This window comes from Pseudomonas sp. CCOS 191 (assembly GCF_001007005.1).
Taxonomy (GTDB): domain Bacteria; phylum Pseudomonadota; class Gammaproteobacteria; order Pseudomonadales; family Pseudomonadaceae; genus Aquipseudomonas; species Aquipseudomonas soli.
This window is the reverse complement of record NZ_LN847264.1, coordinates 2,983,085-3,000,731: the sequence shown is the minus strand read 5'-3', so window position 1 is coordinate 3,000,731 and position 17,647 is coordinate 2,983,085. Positions and strand designations below refer to the sequence as shown.

At 61.3% G+C, this 17,647-nt stretch carries 14 protein-coding genes and 1 pseudogene; 10 read left to right on the top strand and 5 right to left on the bottom strand.

The window, feature by feature from the left end; translation table 11 throughout:
• Position 1: 1 nt before the first annotated feature.
• From CCOS191_RS13270 to CCOS191_RS27415, 7 genes are all read left to right on the top strand, one after another.
• Positions 2 to 1,771 (top strand): ABC transporter ATP-binding protein, encoded by a 1,770-nt coding sequence (locus CCOS191_RS13270; RefSeq protein ID WP_046855605.1) that lies wholly within the window; start codon positions 2 to 4, stop codon positions 1,769 to 1,771.
• Positions 1,768 to 2,712, top strand: coding sequence for an ABC transporter permease (locus CCOS191_RS13265; RefSeq protein ID WP_046855604.1), 945 nt, complete (start codon positions 1,768 to 1,770; stop codon positions 2,710 to 2,712). The genes CCOS191_RS13270 and CCOS191_RS13265 overlap by 4 nt, the downstream gene beginning before the upstream one ends.
• The gene (locus CCOS191_RS13260; RefSeq protein WP_031315945.1) at positions 2,712 to 3,647 is read left to right on the top strand and encodes an iron chelate uptake ABC transporter family permease subunit; all 936 of its coding nucleotides are present in this window, start codon (positions 2,712 to 2,714) and stop codon (positions 3,645 to 3,647) included. The genes CCOS191_RS13265 and CCOS191_RS13260 overlap by 1 nt, the downstream gene beginning before the upstream one ends.
• On the top strand, positions 3,644 to 4,426 hold the full coding sequence (locus CCOS191_RS13255; RefSeq protein ID WP_046855603.1) for an iron ABC transporter ATP-binding protein: 783 nt from the start codon (positions 3,644 to 3,646) through the stop codon (positions 4,424 to 4,426). Before CCOS191_RS13260 ends, CCOS191_RS13255 begins: the two co-directional genes overlap by 4 nt.
• Entirely contained in the window at positions 4,423 to 5,385 is a 963-nt protein-coding gene (locus tag CCOS191_RS13250; RefSeq protein WP_046855602.1) for a siderophore ABC transporter substrate-binding protein, read from the top strand. The genes CCOS191_RS13255 and CCOS191_RS13250 overlap by 4 nt, the downstream gene beginning before the upstream one ends.
• Before the next feature lie 226 nt (positions 5,386 to 5,611).
• Complete coding sequence (locus CCOS191_RS13245) at positions 5,612 to 7,849, top strand: TonB-dependent receptor (RefSeq protein WP_046855601.1); 2,238 nt, start codon at positions 5,612 to 5,614, stop codon at positions 7,847 to 7,849.
• A 201-nt stretch (positions 7,850 to 8,050) separates the two neighbouring features.
• Positions 8,051 to 8,230 (top strand): hypothetical protein, encoded by a 180-nt coding sequence (locus tag CCOS191_RS27415; protein WP_082120419.1) that lies wholly within the window; start codon positions 8,051 to 8,053, stop codon positions 8,228 to 8,230.
• A 24-nt stretch (positions 8,231 to 8,254) separates the two neighbouring features.
• Here the strand turns inward: CCOS191_RS27415 and CCOS191_RS13240 are convergent, their stop codons facing one another.
• Positions 8,255 to 9,187, bottom strand: coding sequence for a LysR substrate-binding domain-containing protein (locus CCOS191_RS13240; protein ID WP_046855600.1), 933 nt, complete (start codon positions 9,185 to 9,187; stop codon positions 8,255 to 8,257).
• A 120-nt stretch (positions 9,188 to 9,307) separates the two neighbouring features.
• Here CCOS191_RS13240 and CCOS191_RS13235 point away from each other — a divergent pair, with 120 nt between their 5' ends.
• Entirely contained in the window at positions 9,308 to 10,639 is a 1,332-nt protein-coding gene (locus CCOS191_RS13235) for a serine hydrolase domain-containing protein (protein ID WP_082120418.1), read from the top strand.
• A gap of 39 nt (positions 10,640 to 10,678) precedes the next feature.
• Here CCOS191_RS13235 and CCOS191_RS28740 read toward each other — a convergent pair whose 3' ends face one another.
• The 4 genes and pseudogenes from CCOS191_RS28740 to CCOS191_RS13220 form a co-directional block, all read right to left on the bottom strand.
• A complete protein-coding gene (locus CCOS191_RS28740; protein ID WP_442963672.1) occupies positions 10,679 to 11,404 on the bottom strand; it encodes a methyl-accepting chemotaxis protein in 726 nt (241 codons plus the stop codon).
• Between the two features lie 135 nt (positions 11,405 to 11,539).
• Positions 11,540 to 11,719 (bottom strand): annotated as a pseudogene (locus tag CCOS191_RS28735) (HAMP domain-containing protein); the annotation flags it as partial.
• Positions 11,720 to 12,406: 687 nt separating this feature from the next.
• Positions 12,407 to 13,351, bottom strand: a complete 945-nt coding sequence (locus tag CCOS191_RS27950; RefSeq protein ID WP_156177579.1) for a hypothetical protein — start codon at positions 13,349 to 13,351, stop codon at positions 12,407 to 12,409.
• Positions 13,338 to 14,954 (bottom strand): ATP-binding protein, encoded by a 1,617-nt coding sequence (locus CCOS191_RS13220; RefSeq protein WP_156177577.1) that lies wholly within the window; start codon positions 14,952 to 14,954, stop codon positions 13,338 to 13,340. Before CCOS191_RS13220 ends, CCOS191_RS27950 begins: the two co-directional genes overlap by 14 nt.
• Before the next feature lie 331 nt (positions 14,955 to 15,285).
• Between CCOS191_RS13220 and CCOS191_RS13215 the strand changes: the two genes are divergently transcribed.
• Both CCOS191_RS13215 and CCOS191_RS27945 read left to right on the top strand, forming a co-directional pair.
• Positions 15,286 to 16,023 (top strand): hypothetical protein, encoded by a 738-nt coding sequence (locus CCOS191_RS13215; protein WP_052752613.1) that lies wholly within the window; start codon positions 15,286 to 15,288, stop codon positions 16,021 to 16,023.
• Positions 16,020 to 16,784, top strand: a complete 765-nt coding sequence (locus CCOS191_RS27945; RefSeq protein ID WP_156177575.1) for a hypothetical protein — start codon at positions 16,020 to 16,022, stop codon at positions 16,782 to 16,784. The genes CCOS191_RS13215 and CCOS191_RS27945 overlap by 4 nt, the downstream gene beginning before the upstream one ends.
• The last annotated feature ends 863 nt before the right edge of the window (positions 16,785 to 17,647 follow it).

Here is a 17,647-nt window from a genome sequence, read left to right as displayed (position 1 = left end):
CATGTTGGGGACTTTCGTTCGACTGCTCGGCGACGACGCCGTGTTCCTGCGCCGCTACATCCGCCTGGCGCTGGTGTATGGCGTGCTGTGCGGGCTGACCATCGTCACCCTGGTGCCGATCCTGCGCCACCTGCTGGGCAACCAGCTGGAGGCCGCCGGCCAGTGGCTGGCACTGCTGGCCCTGGGCGTGGTGGTGTGCTGGTACCTGCGGCGCCGGGTGGAGAAGGCCGGCATCGCCGTGGGCATTGCCGTGCTGCGCGGTGGCCGCCAGCGCCTGGGCGAGCATGTCGGCACGCTGCCGGTGGGCTGGTTCAATGCCGCCAACACCGCGCGCCTGAGCCATGTCACCACCCAGGGCATGATGGAGATCGCGCAACTGCCGGCCCATGTGTTCACGCCGCTGTTCACCGGGGTGGTGACGCCATTGGTGATCCTCGTTGCGCTGTTGCTGGTCGACCTGCGCCTGGGCCTGGTGGCCCTGGTCAGCCTGCCGCTGCTGGCCCTGGTGATGCTGGCGACAATGCGCCTTGGCCAGCGCGCCGACCAGCGCTACCAGCGCGACACCGCGCAGACCAGCCAGCGCATGGTCGAGTTCGCCCAGGCGCAGTCGGTGCTGCGTGCCTTCAATGGCGAGCAGGGCGGAACGCGCTTCCTGGAGCAGGCCGTGGCCCAGCAACAACAGGCGGCGCGCAAGCTGATCCAGCTGTCAGCGTTGTCGTCGGTGCTCAACGTCTGGGCGGTGCAGGCCAGCTTCGCCGCGTTGCTGGTGGTCGCCACGCTGTGGCTCGGCGAGCAGGCCGGCGCGGGCTTCGATAACGCAACGGTGATCGGCACCCTGGTCGCGCTGGTGCTGGCGACCCGTTTCATCGACCCGCTGCTGGATGTGGCCGGCTACAGCGAGGTGCTGCGCGGCACCCGCGGCCAGTTGCAGGCGGTGGCCGAGCTGCTGGCCGTCGAGCCGCTGCCCGAGCCCGCCGCACCGCAGGCGCCGGTCGACGGTTCGGTGCAGCTGGAGCAGGTCGGATTCCGCTACGGCGACGACCAGCCCGAGGTGCTGCGCGAGGTCAGCCTGGACATCGCGCCCGGCAGCATGACGGCGCTGGTCGGCGCATCGGGTTCGGGCAAGACTACCCTGGTGCGCCTGATCGCCCGTTTCTTCGACGTCACCCAGGGCCGGGTCAAGGTCGGCGGGGTGGATGTGCGGCAGATGTCCGCCGAACAGCTGGCTGGGCAGATCAGCCAGATCTTCCAGGACGCCTACCTGTTCCAGGGCAGCATTGCCGACAACATCCGCCTGGGCAAACCCGACGCCAGCGAGGCCGAAGTGCTCGAGGCGGCGCGGCTGGCCGGGGTGCAAGAGATCCTCGAACGTCTGCCCGAAGGCTTGCACACGCCGGTGGGCGAGGGCGGTGCGCGCCTGTCCGGCGGCGAACGCCAGCGCATCTCGATTGCCCGCGCGCTGATCAAGGACGCGCCGATCCTGCTGATCGACGAGGCCACCGCGGCGCTGGACGCCGAGAACCAGGCGGCCATCGCCGAAGCGCTGGCGCGGTTGCGCGGCAAGCGCACGCTGATCGTCATTGCCCACCAGCTGTCGACGGTGGCCATGGCCGACCAGATCGTGGTGCTGGACGAAGGGCGTATCCGCGAACAGGGCGCCCATGCCCAGCTGGCTGCCGAGGGTGGCTTGTACGCGCACTTCCTCGAGCAGCGCCGGGCCGCCAAGGGCTGGCGCATCGGTGAGGCCGCAGGCGATGGAGTGACCGCTTGAGTCGGTTGTTGCTGCCAACACTGTTGTTGCTGCTGTGTGGCGTTTCACTGATGGTCGGGGCCAGCCAGATGTCCTGGTCGGCCTTGCTGTCGGCCTCCGACGATGCCTGGCTGACCCTCACCGCCAGCCGCCTGCCACGCCTGGCGGCGCTGGTGCTGACGGGGGTCGGCCTGTCGATCTGCGGGGTGATCCTGCAGCAGATCGTGCGCAACCGCTTTGTCGAGCCGGCCACTTGCGGCGGACTCGACGCGGCCAAGCTGGGCATCCTGGTGGCCCTGACCGTGCTGCCGGGTGCCGGGGCCACCGGGCGCATGCTGTTTGCCCTGGTGTTCTGCCTGCTGGCGAGCCTGGCGTATGTGGCGATCATTCGCCGCATACGCTTCACCAACCTGGTGCTGGTGCCGGTGATCGGCCTGATGTACGGCAGCGTGCTCAGCGCCATCGCCGAGTTCTATGCCTATCGCCACAACATCCTGCAGAGCATGCAGGGCTGGCTGCTGGGCGACTTCTCGCGGGTGATCGAGGGCAACTACGAGATCATCTACCTGATCCTGCCGATCGTCGTGCTCACCTATCTATATGCGCAGCGCTTCACCGTGCTGGGCATGGGCGAGGGCATGGCTACCAGCCTCGGCCTGAACTACGCGGCCACCGCGATCCTCGGCCTGGTGCTGGTGGCGGTAACGGTGTCGGCCACGGTAATCACCGTGGGCGCGATCCCCTTCGTCGGCCTGGTGGTGCCGAACCTGGTGGCGTTGCGCTACGGCGAGAACCTCAAGCGCACCTTGCCCATCGTCGCCATGTGCGGCGCGGCGCTGCTGCTGGCCTGCGACATTCTTGGCCGGCTGCTGATCCACCCCTACGAAGTGCCCATCGGCCTGACCGCCGGCAGTGTCGGCGGTGTGCTGTTCCTGGTACTGATTCTGTGGAAGTGCAAATGATGCGCCGCGCCGCCTGGTTGTTGCTGCCGGCCCTGGTGCTGGCGTTCCTGTTGCTGGGCTCGGGCCTGGACTTCAGCTACGTGATCCCCAAGCGCCTGGTGCGCCTGGGCGCGATCGTGGTGGCCGGGGTGTGCATCGCCTTGTCCTCGGTGATCTTCCAGACCCTGGCTGGCAACCGTGTGCTGACCCCGGCGATCATGGGCTACGAAGGCATCTACCTGCTGTTCCAGGCGGTGCTGGTGCTGTGGCTGGGCACCGGCAGCGTGGCACTGCTCGGCGCGCAGGGCAACGCGCTGCTGTCGATGGCGTTGATGCTCGGATACTCGTGGCTGCTGCAGCGCTGGCTGCTGCGCGAGGGGCGCGGGGATGTCTACCGCCTGTTGCTGTTGGGGCTGGTGCTGACCATGGTGCTGGGCACCTTCACCCAGTTCATCCAGCTCAAGACCAGCCCGGGGGAGTTCTCGATTCTGCAGAGCCTGGGCTACACCAGCTTCAACCGCGCCCAGCCGGCCCAGGTGCTGTACTCGGGCCTGCTGGTGGCGGCAGTGGCAGTGCTGGTGGCGCGCGGCACGCGGGTGCTCGACGTGCTGGCGCTGGGCCGCGACCAAGCCATTGCCCTGGGCCTGGACCATGGCCGCTGCCTGCGTCTGCAGATGGCGCTGATCGCCGTGCTGGTGGCGGTGTCCACCAGCCTGGTGGGGCCGACCGCGTTCATGGGGGTGTTCGTCGCCAACATCGCCTACGCCCTGGCACGCAGCGCCCGGCACCAGGTGACCCTGCCACTGGCCTGCGCCGTGGCCATCGGCATGTTCCTGCTCGCCCAACTGCTGGTCGAGCATCTGTTCAACTACCGGACCAGCGTGAGCATCCTCGTCAACCTGGTGTGCGGCGCGTACTTCCTCGCGCTGATGGTCCGTACCCGAGGCACCCCATGATCACCCTCGAACACCTGCACAAGGCCTATGGCGACAAGACCGTGCTCGAAGACGTGAGCCTGAAGTTCCCGGCCGGTCGGGTTACCTCGCTGATCGGCCCCAACGGCGCAGGCAAGAGCACCTTGCTGATGTGCATGGCCCGGCTGCTGCCGGCCAGCCGCGGGCGCATCCTGCTCGACGGCCAGGACATCGGCCGCATCGCCATCGCCGACTACGCCCGCCGCGTGGCCACCCTGCGCCAGGTACTGGACTTCAACCTGCGCCTGACCGTCGAGGAACTGGTCGCCTTCGGCCGCTTCCCCTACAGCCGCGGGCTGCTGACCGCCGACGACCATCAGGTAATCGACGAATCCCTGGATTTCCTGGGGCTGCAAGCGCTGCGCCGCGCCTACCTCGACGAACTGAGCGGCGGCCAGCGGCAGATGGCCTTCCTGGCCATGACCATCGCCCAGCGTACCGACCTGCTGCTGCTCGACGAGCCGCTGAACAACCTCGACATGAAACACGCGGTGCAGATCATGCAGGCGATCCGCAGGCTCTGCGACGAGCAGGGCCGTACGGTGATCCTGGTGGTGCACGACATCAACTTCGCCGCCAACTATTCCGACCACATCGTTGCCATGAAGCAGGGCGCGGTACACAGCCACGGGCCGGTCGCCGAGGTGGTCACCGAGGCCAACCTGCGCGCGCTGTTCGGCCTGGCGTTCGAGATCCTGCCGAGCGCGCAGGGTTTCGTCTGCAACTACTTCAACCCATCACTATCGAGAGAGCTGGTATGAACGGAATCTGCAAGATACTCCTGGCCGCCGCCGTGGCGGCCGCGTTGCCGGGCTGCGACCAGGCCCCGCCGGAGCAGGCGCGCGCGGCCAGTGCCGACTACGCCCCGGTGAAGGTCGAGCACGCCCTGGGCACCACGCTGGTCGAACACCAGCCGCAACGCGTGGTGGCCTTCGACATGAGCGAGCTGGACACCCTTGACCAGCTCGGCGCGCCGGTGGTCGGTATCGCCAAGGACTATGTCGCGGGCTTCCTGGCCAAGTACCGCGATGACCCCAAGGTGGCGGACGTCGGCACCACCATCCAGCCCAACCTCGAACGCCTGCACGCGCTCAAGCCCGACCTGATCCTGATCTCGCCGCTGCAGGCGCAGAGTTACCAGGAGCTGAGCCAGATCGCCCCGACGGTGCACTACGACATCGACATGGACAACCGCCAGGGCAATGTCATCGACACCGCCAAGCAGCACTTGCTGACTGTCGGGCAAATTCTCGGCAAGCAAGAGTTGGCCCGGGAAACCGCCGCGCGCATCGATGCCAAGGTGGCCCAGGTGCGCAAGGTGACCGACGGGCGCCCGGAAAAGGCGCTGGTGGTGCTGCACAACAACGGCGCGTTCACCGCCTACGGCGTGCGTTCGCGCTACGGCTTCATCTTCGACACCCTCGGGGTCAAGCCGGCCAGCGACGATATGCAGGCCGGCCTGCACGGTCAGCCGATCTCCAATGAGTTCATCCACCAGGCCGATCCGGACATCCTCTACGTGATCGACCGCACCGCGGTGATGGAGCGCCGCGCCGCGCTGGACCGCGAGACCCTGGACAACCCGCTGCTGCGCCAGACCAAGGCGTGGAAGAACGGCCATGTGGTGTTCGTCGATCCGCAGACCTGGTACCTGTGCACCGCCAGCGTGACCTGCCTGGAGCGGGTGGCGGACGAGGTGGTGAAGGGGTATCAGGGCTGACTTCCTGAAAGGGGGGCTGCTACGCAGCCCATTCGCCGGCAAGCCGGCTCCCACAGGAATCGCGCATGGCTGCAGTTTCTGTGGGAGCCGGCTTGCCGGCGATGAGGCCGGTACAGATGTGAAACCGATAGTGGCCATGTGACGGTAATTTTTGTTGAGGGATTCGCCGACTCGTACGGAATGACTAATGAGAAACATTACCATTCTGTCCCGAAAGGAATCCCTCATGCCTCCACTGCAACATCCCCAGGCACCGAAATTGCCCCGCAGGGCCTTGCGCATGGCCGTGCTGCTGGGCATGGCCGCCATCGCCGGCAACGCCTTCGCGCAACCGCCACGCAGCACGTCCTCGGCACAGCAGCAAACCCCCGATGTGAAGGAAGAGGGCCTGACCCTGCCGGAAACCCTGGTGCAGGAAACCCGTGACGCCCTCGGCGCCCCGCCACCGGAGTATGCCGGGGGCCAGGTCGGCTCGGGCAGCCGGGTAGGGCTGATGGGCAACAAGGACTTCAGCGAAACCCCGTTCAACGCCATCAGCTACACCAAGGAATACATCGAGAACCGCCAGGCCCAGGACATCGGCTCGGTGATCGGTGCCACCGATCCGTCGGTCTACGTGCCGAGCAAGCGCGGCATCTTCGAGACGTTCTTTATCCGCGGTCTGTACAGCACCGGCAACGACATCACCTTCAACGGCCTGCCGAGCATGGCGCCGAACATGCGCGGCTCCACCGAGCTTGCCGAGCGCATCGAGGTGCTCAAGGGCCCGTCGGCGCTGCTCAACGGCATGCCGCCAGACGGCAGCGTCGGCGGCAGCATCAATATCGTGCCCAAGCGTGCCGGCGACGAGCCCCTGGCCCGGTTGACCGCCTCCTACGAGTCCGATGGCCTGGCCGGCATGCATGCCGATATCGGCCGCCGCTTCGGTGACCAGAAACAGTTCGGCGTGCGCTTCAATGGCGTCTACCGCGACGGCGACACCCCGGTGGACGACCAGCAGCACCGCATGCAGCTGTCGTCCCTGGCCCTGGACTGGCGCGGCGAGCGGGCGAGGGCGTCGCTGGACTACTACCACCAGCGCGAACGCATGGACGGGGTCAACTATTTCGGCATTGCCTCGATCAGCCCCGGCGTGACCCACCTGCCCAAGGCCAAGAAGGGCGATCACTCGCTGGCCCCGGAGTGGGGCTACACCGTCAACGACACCGACACCGTGGTGCTGCGCGGCGAGTACGACCTCAACGACTCGCTCACAGCGTTCGCCGGCTGGGGCCATAGGGAAGGGGGCTACAACGCGCTGATGACCAGCGGCATGCTGCTCAATGATGCCGGCGACATCTCCGCCACACCGATCCGCTCGGCCCGCGACGGCGAGCAGAAGTCCGGCGAAGTCGGCCTGCGCGGGCGCTTCGCCACCGGCCCGGTCGACCACGCCTGGTCGCTGGCGGCAACCCGCTACGACTCCGAGAACAGCTTCAAGGACAAGCGCCTGCCGACTCGCATCCTCACCAACTACTACAACCTGGACTATGGCCCGCGCCCGGAGATCGGCGAGTACGGCAACGTCACCTCGCGCATGCGCGCCCGGCTGAGCAGCGAAGCCTTGCTCGACACGATGTCGTTCCTCGATGACAAGGTGCAGTGGACCGTCGGTGCACGCCACCAGAACGTGCGCGCGTCGAACTACGACGGCAACCACCAGCGTACTTCCAAGCCCTACGATGAAAGCCGGGTTTCGCCGGCCACGGCCTTGCTGGTCAAGGTCACCGACGAACTGTCGCTGTACGGCAACTACATCGAAGGCCTGAGCCAGGGCGGCATCGCCCCGGACAACGCGCGCAACGCCGGCGCGATCATGGCGCCGTACCAGACCAAACAGTACGAACTGGGCGCCAAGCTCGACCTGGGCACCTTCGCGCACACGGTCAGTGTCTACCAGGTGAAGAAACCCAGCGCCTATACCGATCCGCTGACGCAGATCTACGGCGTGTACGGCGAACAGCGCAACCGTGGCCTGGAATGGTCGTTCTTCGGCGAGCTCGAGCCGGGCCTGCGCCTGCTGGGCGGTGCGTCCTACACCAAGGCCGAGCTGACCAAATCGATACGCAAGGAAAACGAAGGCAACCAGGCCACCGGCGTGCCCAAGGTGCTGGCCAAGCTCGGCGTCGAGTATGACCTGCGCGAGATGCCCGGGCTGACCCTGACCGGCAACGCCAACTATGCCGGCCGGCGCTACGCCACCGATGCCAACAACCTGTCGCTGCCGTCCTACACGATTTTCGATCTCGGGGCCCGGTATACCCTGAAGATCTCGGACAAGCCGGTCACCTTGCGTGCCACCGTGCAGAACGTGACCAACAAGGCCTACTGGATCGGCTCGTGGAACGGCGGCGACGGCAGCGGCCTGTCTGGTGGGCTGGGCACGCCACGGTCGTTGTTGTTCTCCACCTCGGTGGATTTCTAGCGAACGCCGTGTGGGAGCGAAGGTGCGCCGATGCCCCGCGACCACCGGCGTAGCCGGTGCAAGGCTACGCAGCCCGTTGACGCAGAATGACCATTCACTGTTTTTGCATCAAACTGCTGGGAGACCCTGCAGCACAGAGCACTACTGGAGGCACTGATGAGCGGAGGTTAGTTTCAGTTCGAACACTGAGGAGATCCGATAATGGCGAATACCATCAAAACCTGCTCTATCTTGGCCCATGAAGAAGAAAGGGTGCGGTTGACATCGGAAGCCCTGGCGGATGTTGACGCTGGCTGCGTGATTGACCACCAAGCCGTTAAAGCTTGGGTTGATAGCCTCGGCACGGACACGCCATTACCAGCACCGCAATGTGTCGTATAACTGCTTGAGCAGGGAATGTAGTTTTCAAGTATCACCCGCATGGGAGGGCTTCTGCGCGACCACCAGCGCATCCGGATACTCCTCGCGCAGGCTGCTCCCCAGCCAATCCATGAACCACAACGCATCGGCACTCGGCGGCTGGGGTGGCGTCAGCAACTGATAGCTCTCCAGCGCCACGGCCTGTTCCACGCAACGCACCAGGCTGCCTTCGCGCAGTTCACGTCCGACCAGCACCTCAGTGGCCAGGGCGATGCCGTGGCCGCGCTGGGCCAGGTTCAGGACGATATCGTTGCTGATATGCGAAGTATCGGCCTTGACCCGCACCCTCAGGCCATTGGCGGCGAACCAGCTGTTCCACCAGGTGCCGTCATCGACATGGATCAGCCGCAAGGCGGGCAGGTCGGCAGCGCTCAGCCCTGCGGGCAACTGCGCCAGGTAGCTCGGCGCGCAGACCGCGAACACCTTCGGGCGGATCAACACCTCGCGTACACCACTCAGCTCCCCAGGCAGGCCGAAGGCGATGCCCAGGTCCGCCTGGCGCGCATCCACGCTGGTGAACGTGGCATTGGGTTCGATGGCGATCCTCAGGTCCGGGCGCAGGCTGCGCAAGGTGTCGATGCGCGGTGTCAACCAGCGTGAGGCGAACGCTGGCACACAGAGGATGCGCAGCCAGCGCTCGTCACCACGTTGCCCCAGGCGCGCACCGGCGTCGGCGAGGATCTGCAGCGCCTGCGCTGCGGCCTTGTAGTAATGGGCGCCGGGCAGGGTAAGGGTCACCCCGCGCGGGGAGCGTTCGAGCAAGCGTACACCCAGCCAGTCCTCGAGGTTCTTCACATGCCGGCCGATCGCCGGCTGGGTCACGTGCAGCGCCTGGGATGCCGCGACATAGCTGCCCAGGCGGGCAGCGGCCTCGAACGCACGCACGGCGTTGAGCGGGGGCAGGCGATCTTCGGCCATGGGCATTCCTTGGTTGTTAGTTTTTTTAATAGTGAAGGCAAATTTATTGTGCTTTTCCCGTTGGCTCAAGTTGCAGACACTCGGGGCAGCGTATTTCCGCGCTTTTCGAGGAGCCCTCCGATGCGGCCAATAACAATAAAGAAGTCGTTCAACGGTCTTTCCATCCTGGCACTGGCACTCGCCGCACTGGCCGGTGCGGCGCAGGCGGCCGACAGCCAGGGGGCCTGCGGCGTGCCCGGGCTTGAGCCTTGCCCGCAGCCTTTCGACAAGGTGCTGCCGGCGGCCAAGGACATGCTCACCTGGGACCAGGACACCCGGGTCGTGGGCTTTCGCAACACCTATCGGCTGTACGGCGGCGATGTCTTCGCCCCGCGCGGCGCCACGCCATACCCCTTGCCGCAGGCCAGCCACAAGCTGAGCGACGTGCACTACCAGTTGGCCGGCAAGACCCACAACCTGGCGGACTACCTGGCCAACCAGAGCGTGACCGGCCTGCTGGTGCTCAAGGATGGCAAGATCGCTTATGAGCACTACGGCAAGGGCAACACTGCGCAGACCTTGTGGACATCGCGCTCGGTGGCCAAGTCGGTGGTCAGCGTGCTGGTGGGCATCGCCGTCAAGGAAGGCAAGATCCACTCGCTGGATGACAGGATCAGCCGCTATGTCCCGGAGCTGCAAGGTTCCGAGTGGCAGGACGTGACCCTGCAGCAGCTGTTGCAGCACACCTCGGGCGTCGTCTGGGACGAGAACTATGCCTCGAAGGATTCGGACTTCTCGCACATGACCCAGTGCGAGGCTACCGCCGATCCCTATCACTGCGTGCTCGACCTGGTGCGTTCGGTCAAGCGCAAGCCCGGGGTCAAGCCGGGCGAAGTCTGGTCGTACAACACCGGCGGTGCCTGGCTGGTGGGCCGGGTGCTGGAAAACGCCACCGGCATGACCATCGCCGAGTACCTGCAGAGCCGCGTGTGGAGCCGCTACGGCATGCAGCAGGCCGGGGTCTGGCATGCGCTGGTGCCCGGCAAGGTGGACATGGGCGGCCACGGTTTCAATGCCACGTTGCGTGACTGGGGACGGTTCGGCCAGTTCGTGCTGAGTGGCGGACAATTGCCGCAGGGCGATAAGCTGCTCCCGGACGACTGGATCGCGCGTTCCACCCACTGGACCCAGGCCAAGGGCTCAGTGACGGCCGCCGCGCCCAAGGGTCAATACGGCTACCAGTGGTGGTACAACGCCCCGGCCCCGGACAGCGATGCCGAACCCAAACGCACCGCCACCAGCGACCAGACGTTCTGGGCCCTGGGCATCTTCGGCCAGAGCATCGCCATCAATCCGGCGGAGCGCCTGGTGGTGGTGCAGTGGTCGACCTGGAAGAACGCCGAGAGCCCCGGTTCGCTGTATGACGAGCAGGCGGTGTTCGTCAACGCGGTGGCCAAGGCGCTGAGCCAGTAACGCCGGGCGAGGGCAGGGCGCCGGCAAGGGCCTGCCCAGTCACACGCGAAACCGCGACACGCTCGCCTGCATGCCCTGGGCAATCTCGTCCAGGCGCTGCGCCGCCGAGGCCAGCTGCCGCGTGGTGTCGGTGCTGTCCCGCGACATGCGGGCGATCAGTTCTACCTGATGGGCGACATCCTGGCTGGCCCGGGTCTGCTCGCCGATGGTCTGCGAGATTTCTTCGACCACCGACGCGGCGCGGCGGGCGCCTTCACGAATCTGCTGGATCGAGTCGCCGGCCTGGGTGGCCAGCTCCACGCCGGCGCGCACCCGGGTGACGCCGGTCTGCATGCTGTCGACGGCGTTGCCCGTGCTTTGCCGGATGCGTTCGATCATGCCGGTGATCTCCCGGGTCGACTGCGCCGTGCGCCCGGCCAGGCCACGTACTTCGTCGGCGACCACGGCAAAACCGCGCCCGGCCTCGCCGGCACGGGCGGCCTCGATTGCCGCGTTCAAGGCCAGCAGGTTGGTCTGCTCGGCGATGGTGTTGATCACCTGGATGATCGAGTGGATTTCTTCCGAGCTTTGTCCCAGCACGGTGATGGTTTCAGAGGAGCGGTTGACCGCTTCGTCGATCCCCTGCATGCCGCCGACCACGTTGAGGATGACCTCGCCACCGTCGCTGGCCAGGCGCTCGGACTGCCCGGAGATAGCCTGCGCATCGCGGGCGTGGTCGGCGATCCGCGCCAGGTTGGCAATCATCTGCTCGGTGGCCGAGGCCATGCTCACGGCGCTGTCGGACTGCTGGCTGGTGCGTTGCACCAGGCTGCTGGAAGCCTGGCCCAGTTCATCGGCCACTTCGCGCAGCAGCAGGTTCTCTTCATGGATGGCCTTGATCATGTTGCCCAGGCTGTCACGCATGTCCGCCAGCGAACGCAACAGATGCCCGGTTTCGTCACGGTCGTGGACCTCGATCGCGGTGGTGAGGTCGCCCTGGGCGATACGCTCGGCAACCGCCATGGTCTGGCTCAACGGCCGCAGGATGGAGCGCAGCAGCAGGAAGGTACACAGCGCCAACACCAGGGTCGCCAGGATCATCCCGCCCACCAGCACGCTGATGCCCTGGTGCAGGGTGGCGGTGCTCTGTTCGCGGCTCGTGTCGGCATTGCCGGCGATCAGGTCGCTCAGGGTACTGTTGCGCTGCTCCAGCTCCTTGAAAGCTGTGACAAAGGCCGGCAGCTGCGCCTGGGCCTGTTCAGGCGACTGCAATGCCAGCTGGATGATCGACGTGGCGCTGGCGATGTAGTGGTCGAGGAGGGGGCCCAGGTCGTTGATGGCCTGGTGCAGGTCAGTGTCCAGGGGCAGTTCCAGGTTGCTTTGCACGACGCTGCGGAACCACTTGGCGTGTTCGTCGAGGTCAGCCAGCACCTGGTTGGCGGTGTCGGTATCGCCCGGCTTGACCAGCAGGGCGGCCAGCACATCGGCGCGCAGCGCATCGTGCATCATGTCGCCTTCCATATGGTTGCGCAGGGCGGCCATGCTGGCCTCGCTGCGCTGCAACGCCTGGTTCTGGTCATGCTCGGCGAGCAGGCCGCTGCCGCCGAGCAACAGGGCGGCGAGGATGCTGACAAGACCGAACCCGATGGTTTTCTGGCGAATGTCCATTTTCGAACAGGCTCCGTGGGGTGGGTTTGGTGAGCATAGATGGTTGGCCGGAGGATGCATGGGGTATTGCAGTCGGGACTGAAACAGAGCACATTCGGTTTTTCAGCGATTGATCTGAGCTCAAACAAGGCCCTGCTGACTTGCTATTTCTCGCAAGCAGAGACCCAAAGCCCGTCTTTGGACATCATCTGGCTCGAACCCCAAGATAAATGCTGGTCTTCTGACTAGCGACTGAACAACCCCATCAAACTCCTTGAATTCTCTCCCTCGTTTAAGCATGTCTTTCACCTCGTCGGCGTACCATTGATAGCGCGGCTGTAAATGAAAGAAACTGACGAATTCGCTCCAGGCACCATTACCGGTGACTTCTAGCTTCAATTCTTCGTCGGTGACGCCCGAGAGGGCGAGCGCTGAAGACTTGACGCTGAAACTCATATCTAAAATTTCCTGAAGATCGAAGGGGTGGGGAACCCTCAAAGCTGGATCATTATCGCCTTTGATTGAAGAATTACACTGATGGCAACACGGCACGAGGTTGTGCAAGGATACTGCCAGATATGGATAGATGGACTTAGGCAGAAAGTGGTCTAGAGGTGGACGCATCTCAAGAGTCTTGAGCTTTTTCGTGGTCTGCCCGTGGTAGTTTACATGATGAAGGTGACAGTAGGGGCAGATGCGTAGCCCATGACTCTCCACAAGTTTGTAGGCATTCCAACCTACACTCTTGTAGATAAATTTACCGTAGTCAAATACATCACCAAACACCTTGATTAAGCTCTCCATATCGTCTCGATACAGCGGTGACTTTTTCTTTGGTCGGCTTTGCAAGTAAGGGGGCAAGTCCGGCATAATGTTATTTATCTGCCGAACCACCTCTCGGAGTTGAGATACAGCGCCAATTAATATCTGCTCGCGTTGAGACAGCAGGAATCTGTGCAGCTTATTTGTTAAGGGTGGAAAGTTTGCGGCATGTGGATTCCAAGCACCCATTTCATCGTCAAAGCGCTTGCCTAGAAGCTCCAGATGGCAAGCCTTATACTTGGCGGAGACTTTAAGCTTTAGCATCGGTATCCCTACCAATAATATCCAGTTGTTGTTGCACATGACGCTTTAGATCATCATCAGCCAGTGCGTTTGCTACACGCCGAGCATGAACGAACGCGTCTCTATCCCTTACCTTGCCGTTCAGCACATCAGAGAGTTCTCGCAGCAGTTGATGGTTAAACTTTCCAGTAAAATCATTTACATCGAACACCGATGTCAAGGTCTGCTTGGGCGTGAGGCCGAAAGCGTTGGTTATTTGTTTCTGTTCGAGGTCAAATAGTCTTTCAGCGGGAGTGTCTGCAGCAACAATAAGCGAGTGAGTGGATATGAATACGTGGGTGCGTTTGGCTGCACCGCCGAATTGACGAATGAAGCCCAAAAGGTCAGCAATGTAGACTCGCTGCCACTTGGGGTGCATGAACATTTCTCCCTCGTCCAAGCACAACAACATGTGGTCCGCATTAGAGTTGCGTTCGAACTCACCAAGAGCCTTGGCCACTGAGCAGTAGAGGAACATCATACTGGCCTGTCCAGAGCTCAACCCCTTGAAAGAGAACTGAAGCAGCCCCAGAGCAGATACTTCGGAAAGCAGGCCCTCGTACTGGCGAATTTGCCCGCCAATTTTTTCATCCAAATAGGATAACTGAGCCGTACGTCGCCAGTTCTTTAGGCCTTCGAAGAGCGTGCGTGTTGATTGCAGTGCCAGCCATGCCTTTCGCAGCTGGGGTGTGAGCAGGGGGTGAATCGACATTTGTTCGAACTGATCAGTGTCGTCGCTAAGCAGGTCATCCAAAAACGGTCGATTCTCTTTGATTAATTTAATTAACGCATCGATCAACTCATATCGCTCATACTCTTCCAGGCTTCTTACAGCATTGAGCACAACGAAGGATAGGATGAATTTTGTAATAGTCGAACCTTGACGACTCAGTTCCTGAATATAAACCTTCAACTCTGGGTCAAGCGCATTGTAAGTTTTGCTACCCCATCTTCCGTAGTTTTTGATCAGGTCCACCAAGGGTGTTGGTTTCAGCCTAATTTCCACTTGAGTCTTCGAAACGAATTTTTCCCGTCCTTCAAGATAAGGGTAAGCACTGAAAGCTGCCATCGGATCTGCCTCCTGGCTCTGACTGAACTTGGGGCTGATATCCAAAACCCCCTGCGCCCTCAAGCGGGTCCGTCGGGCCCTTTCGTAAGGAGAGGTCGTATAGAACGCGGCGAGAAAATCAGGACGATTATCGGTAAAGCTAGCCTCGAATTCACAATGCACAAAGCGCCTTTGCAGCGAGTTACCCAAGTAAAGATACAGGCCCTGATAGTCCTCCCAGAGCACACCGATCTGTGATTCACGATTCCGAGTAACGAGGCCTTCGCATAACGCCAGCAGCATAGCTGTCTTGCCACTACCATTTTCCCCATACAGGGTCGTGAACGATGCTACATCCAATTTGATATCCATTGGCTCGGGCATGGATGAGATGGATAGGGAATACGTAGACCTTTTTTCTGCCTGCGTAGTTTTTTCCATATTTGCTCGGTATTTTCCGGACAATGGTAGGACTACAGGAACATCTGCGATGGTGGCTGAAAAAAGTAAGTGAACAATTGGGTAAGCTGGGGGCATATCTATTCCCTGATAATTGCTTTCAAGCCAGGAAGTCCTGCAAGTTATCGTCCCAATGGCTCGATTTTGCCGACCGCCGAGTGCTTTCCTGGCCACGACGATGGATGTAGGGTCGCATATGCGCCTGAAATGTGGAACACAGCAGCAAAGCGGTTGCCTGGGCCAAGGCAGGCGCCCGTGTTTTTTATAACTCAACTAAATATTCATTTAGTTGAGTTATGTGTTTTTGTTATAAAAAGTCGGGCAGGGCGTACGAACGTTTGCTGACGACCAGGGATCATGTGTAGTGTGCATCCAGCTCACTTACCCTCAATGGAATGAGAAATCGACCATGCGTGGATTCGCCGCTTTACCTCTGTTGTTTGTCCCCATGATCTCCTGGGGCGACTGCACGCAGAACCTGCAAATCTGGGCCCAGGCCTTGCACCCAGCACTGCAGCTCGCCAGCGACTTTGCAGTCTGCAAGGTCAATCCGGCAGATACCAGCCAGGTCTTGGCAGCCTTGCCGTTGAAGGTGAACGTCGATGAATACGGGCAAGGCGATTACAGCCTGGATGTACTGGTGGCCGATGCCAGCAACGGCAAGATCATTGCCCACCATTACCAGGAGGCGGCGATCGTCTCCGACGCGGTGCAGTTTTCAGGCCTGACGCTGGACACTGCGCGCTATCAGGTGGCACCAGGGCTACGAGCATTTGGCGTGCGCATTCGTCACACAGGCTCGTCACGGGTCAATCCGTTCAGCAGTGAAACCCTGAGCCTGTACGTGAACGACGGTTCGCAACTGCGGCAGATCATGGGGCATTTGGTTGTGAGCGAGAGTCATGGCGAATGGGACGGTGTCTGCGCTGGAGAATTCGGAGAGATCAAACGTACGCTGGCAATGGGAACACCTGGCAAGGACGGTTTCAGCGGATTGCGGGTTACCGAGATATCGACCGGGAGCCAGAGCATTCCCAAGGGCACTGATGACTGTCAGGAAATCGAGGGCGTCACGCAGACGAAAAGGTTCAGCCTGGATTATGACGGCCGCCGGTATGGAGTGCCGAAAGGATTGAGGTTCGAGTGAGTGAATTGGAGATGGGCTTGGTGGAGGCTGGAATCTGGCCTCCCTCTGGGCGTACTGCTCAATTCGAACCTACGCATAATGTATATTATGTTAAATGGCGTATTGCGGGAGATGACCTCCTGAGTCGATTACCTGTTGTAAGCGCTGACGAAAGCGCATTACTTCGTCACGCGCTGTCGAGCCTGGATAGCTCCATACAGGCGCCTGAGGCTTATGTCAGCGTTCGCGCCCTGATCGCGCTTAAGCGCTATACCTACGCAAATCAGCGCATAAAAGAATTCGCTTCAATATTGGAAAAATTGCTGATCTGGTGCTTTTTTATACGCCGGCTTTCACCTTTATCCCTAGATCCTGCAGATTTAGAGGACTTTTTTAGCATTTGTCGCCAACCGCCCAAAGAAATGTCGCGATCAAAAGGCTATTGCAAACGCTTCATCCTTGTAGCAGATAAAGTCTGCGTTAACCCTCAATGGAGGCCCTTTTTGGGGCGATCGAACCATGGCCTGAGTGATGCTCGGGAACGAAACGCCCTTCGTTTCTTTTATGACTACCTTAAAAGCCAAGGTTTAAGTGACGTCGTGGCGAAAAGAAGTCCAGCATTGGGAAAGCAAAACTCAAGCATGAATGCTTCGAAAGCCTTAGATGTGCTGCGAAGATATCTTCAAGCGTTGGAAGATGGTGAAGCTTGTAGTGGCAAGCCAAGACATAGCCGCGCATCTAAAGAAAAGCAAGTTTTTGTGTTCGCCACCTGCTTTCTCTAATGAGTCCATCTAGATCTTGAATTGACTTGGGCCACACATTGTCAGTCCATTCCACATCATCAGATACAGGAACTAGCAAGCAATGCCCTCCCCTTAAATCCGCGATTGTCTTGCTCTCGGAAAATGTCACAGGGAGGGGGTCGACCTCGCCCGGAGGTACGAAAAACAGCGTGCAACGCATTTGCTTGCCGCCAGCGAAACTGGCCGCAATCCGAATTTCCGTAACCCCATCAACTTGGGGAAGCCCAACATGGGTACAGCCAATATCGAAGGTTTCTTCAACTCCCCGATGCCGCAAGCAAAATCGGGCCCACTCATGGCTTCTAGCCCTGCCCTGGTCGTGAGAAAGCGTAACAAGGCCAGGTTCAATAGTTGGCTCATTAGGCAATTCGGCTGGCCTCGTCTGTGTATTTTTCAAACATGGGAAGCGTTACTTCGTGGTTGGATCATCGCGTGGCTCTGAGCTTAGCGGATCAATCAGGCCAAAAGCATCGTTGCCCTCAGCAGCCATACCCGTGATCAATCCGGTTGAGCAAAGCCTTCACCCTCAGATATTCAGCCTCATTGCCAGCACACTCCAGCGCAGTTAAGCCTCCGAATTCGTCCCCCGAGGGCGAGCCAACCAAACATGCGCTTTAATTTTGCTGCCAAACACCTGCTCGGCCTGACGTCGAATCAGCTCCTCAAAAATCATCGCTCCTCCCGTGGCGCATGCAGGTTAAGTAGTCGATAGATTGCGAACGCCCTAGTCTGCGCAACGAACCGGTTCACTGCCCATCAAACAAAAGCTATCCCTGGCAGTTCCACTCATTTGACTATACGAGATCGATTGGAACCACGCAAACGTGGCCTAGAGTGGTTGT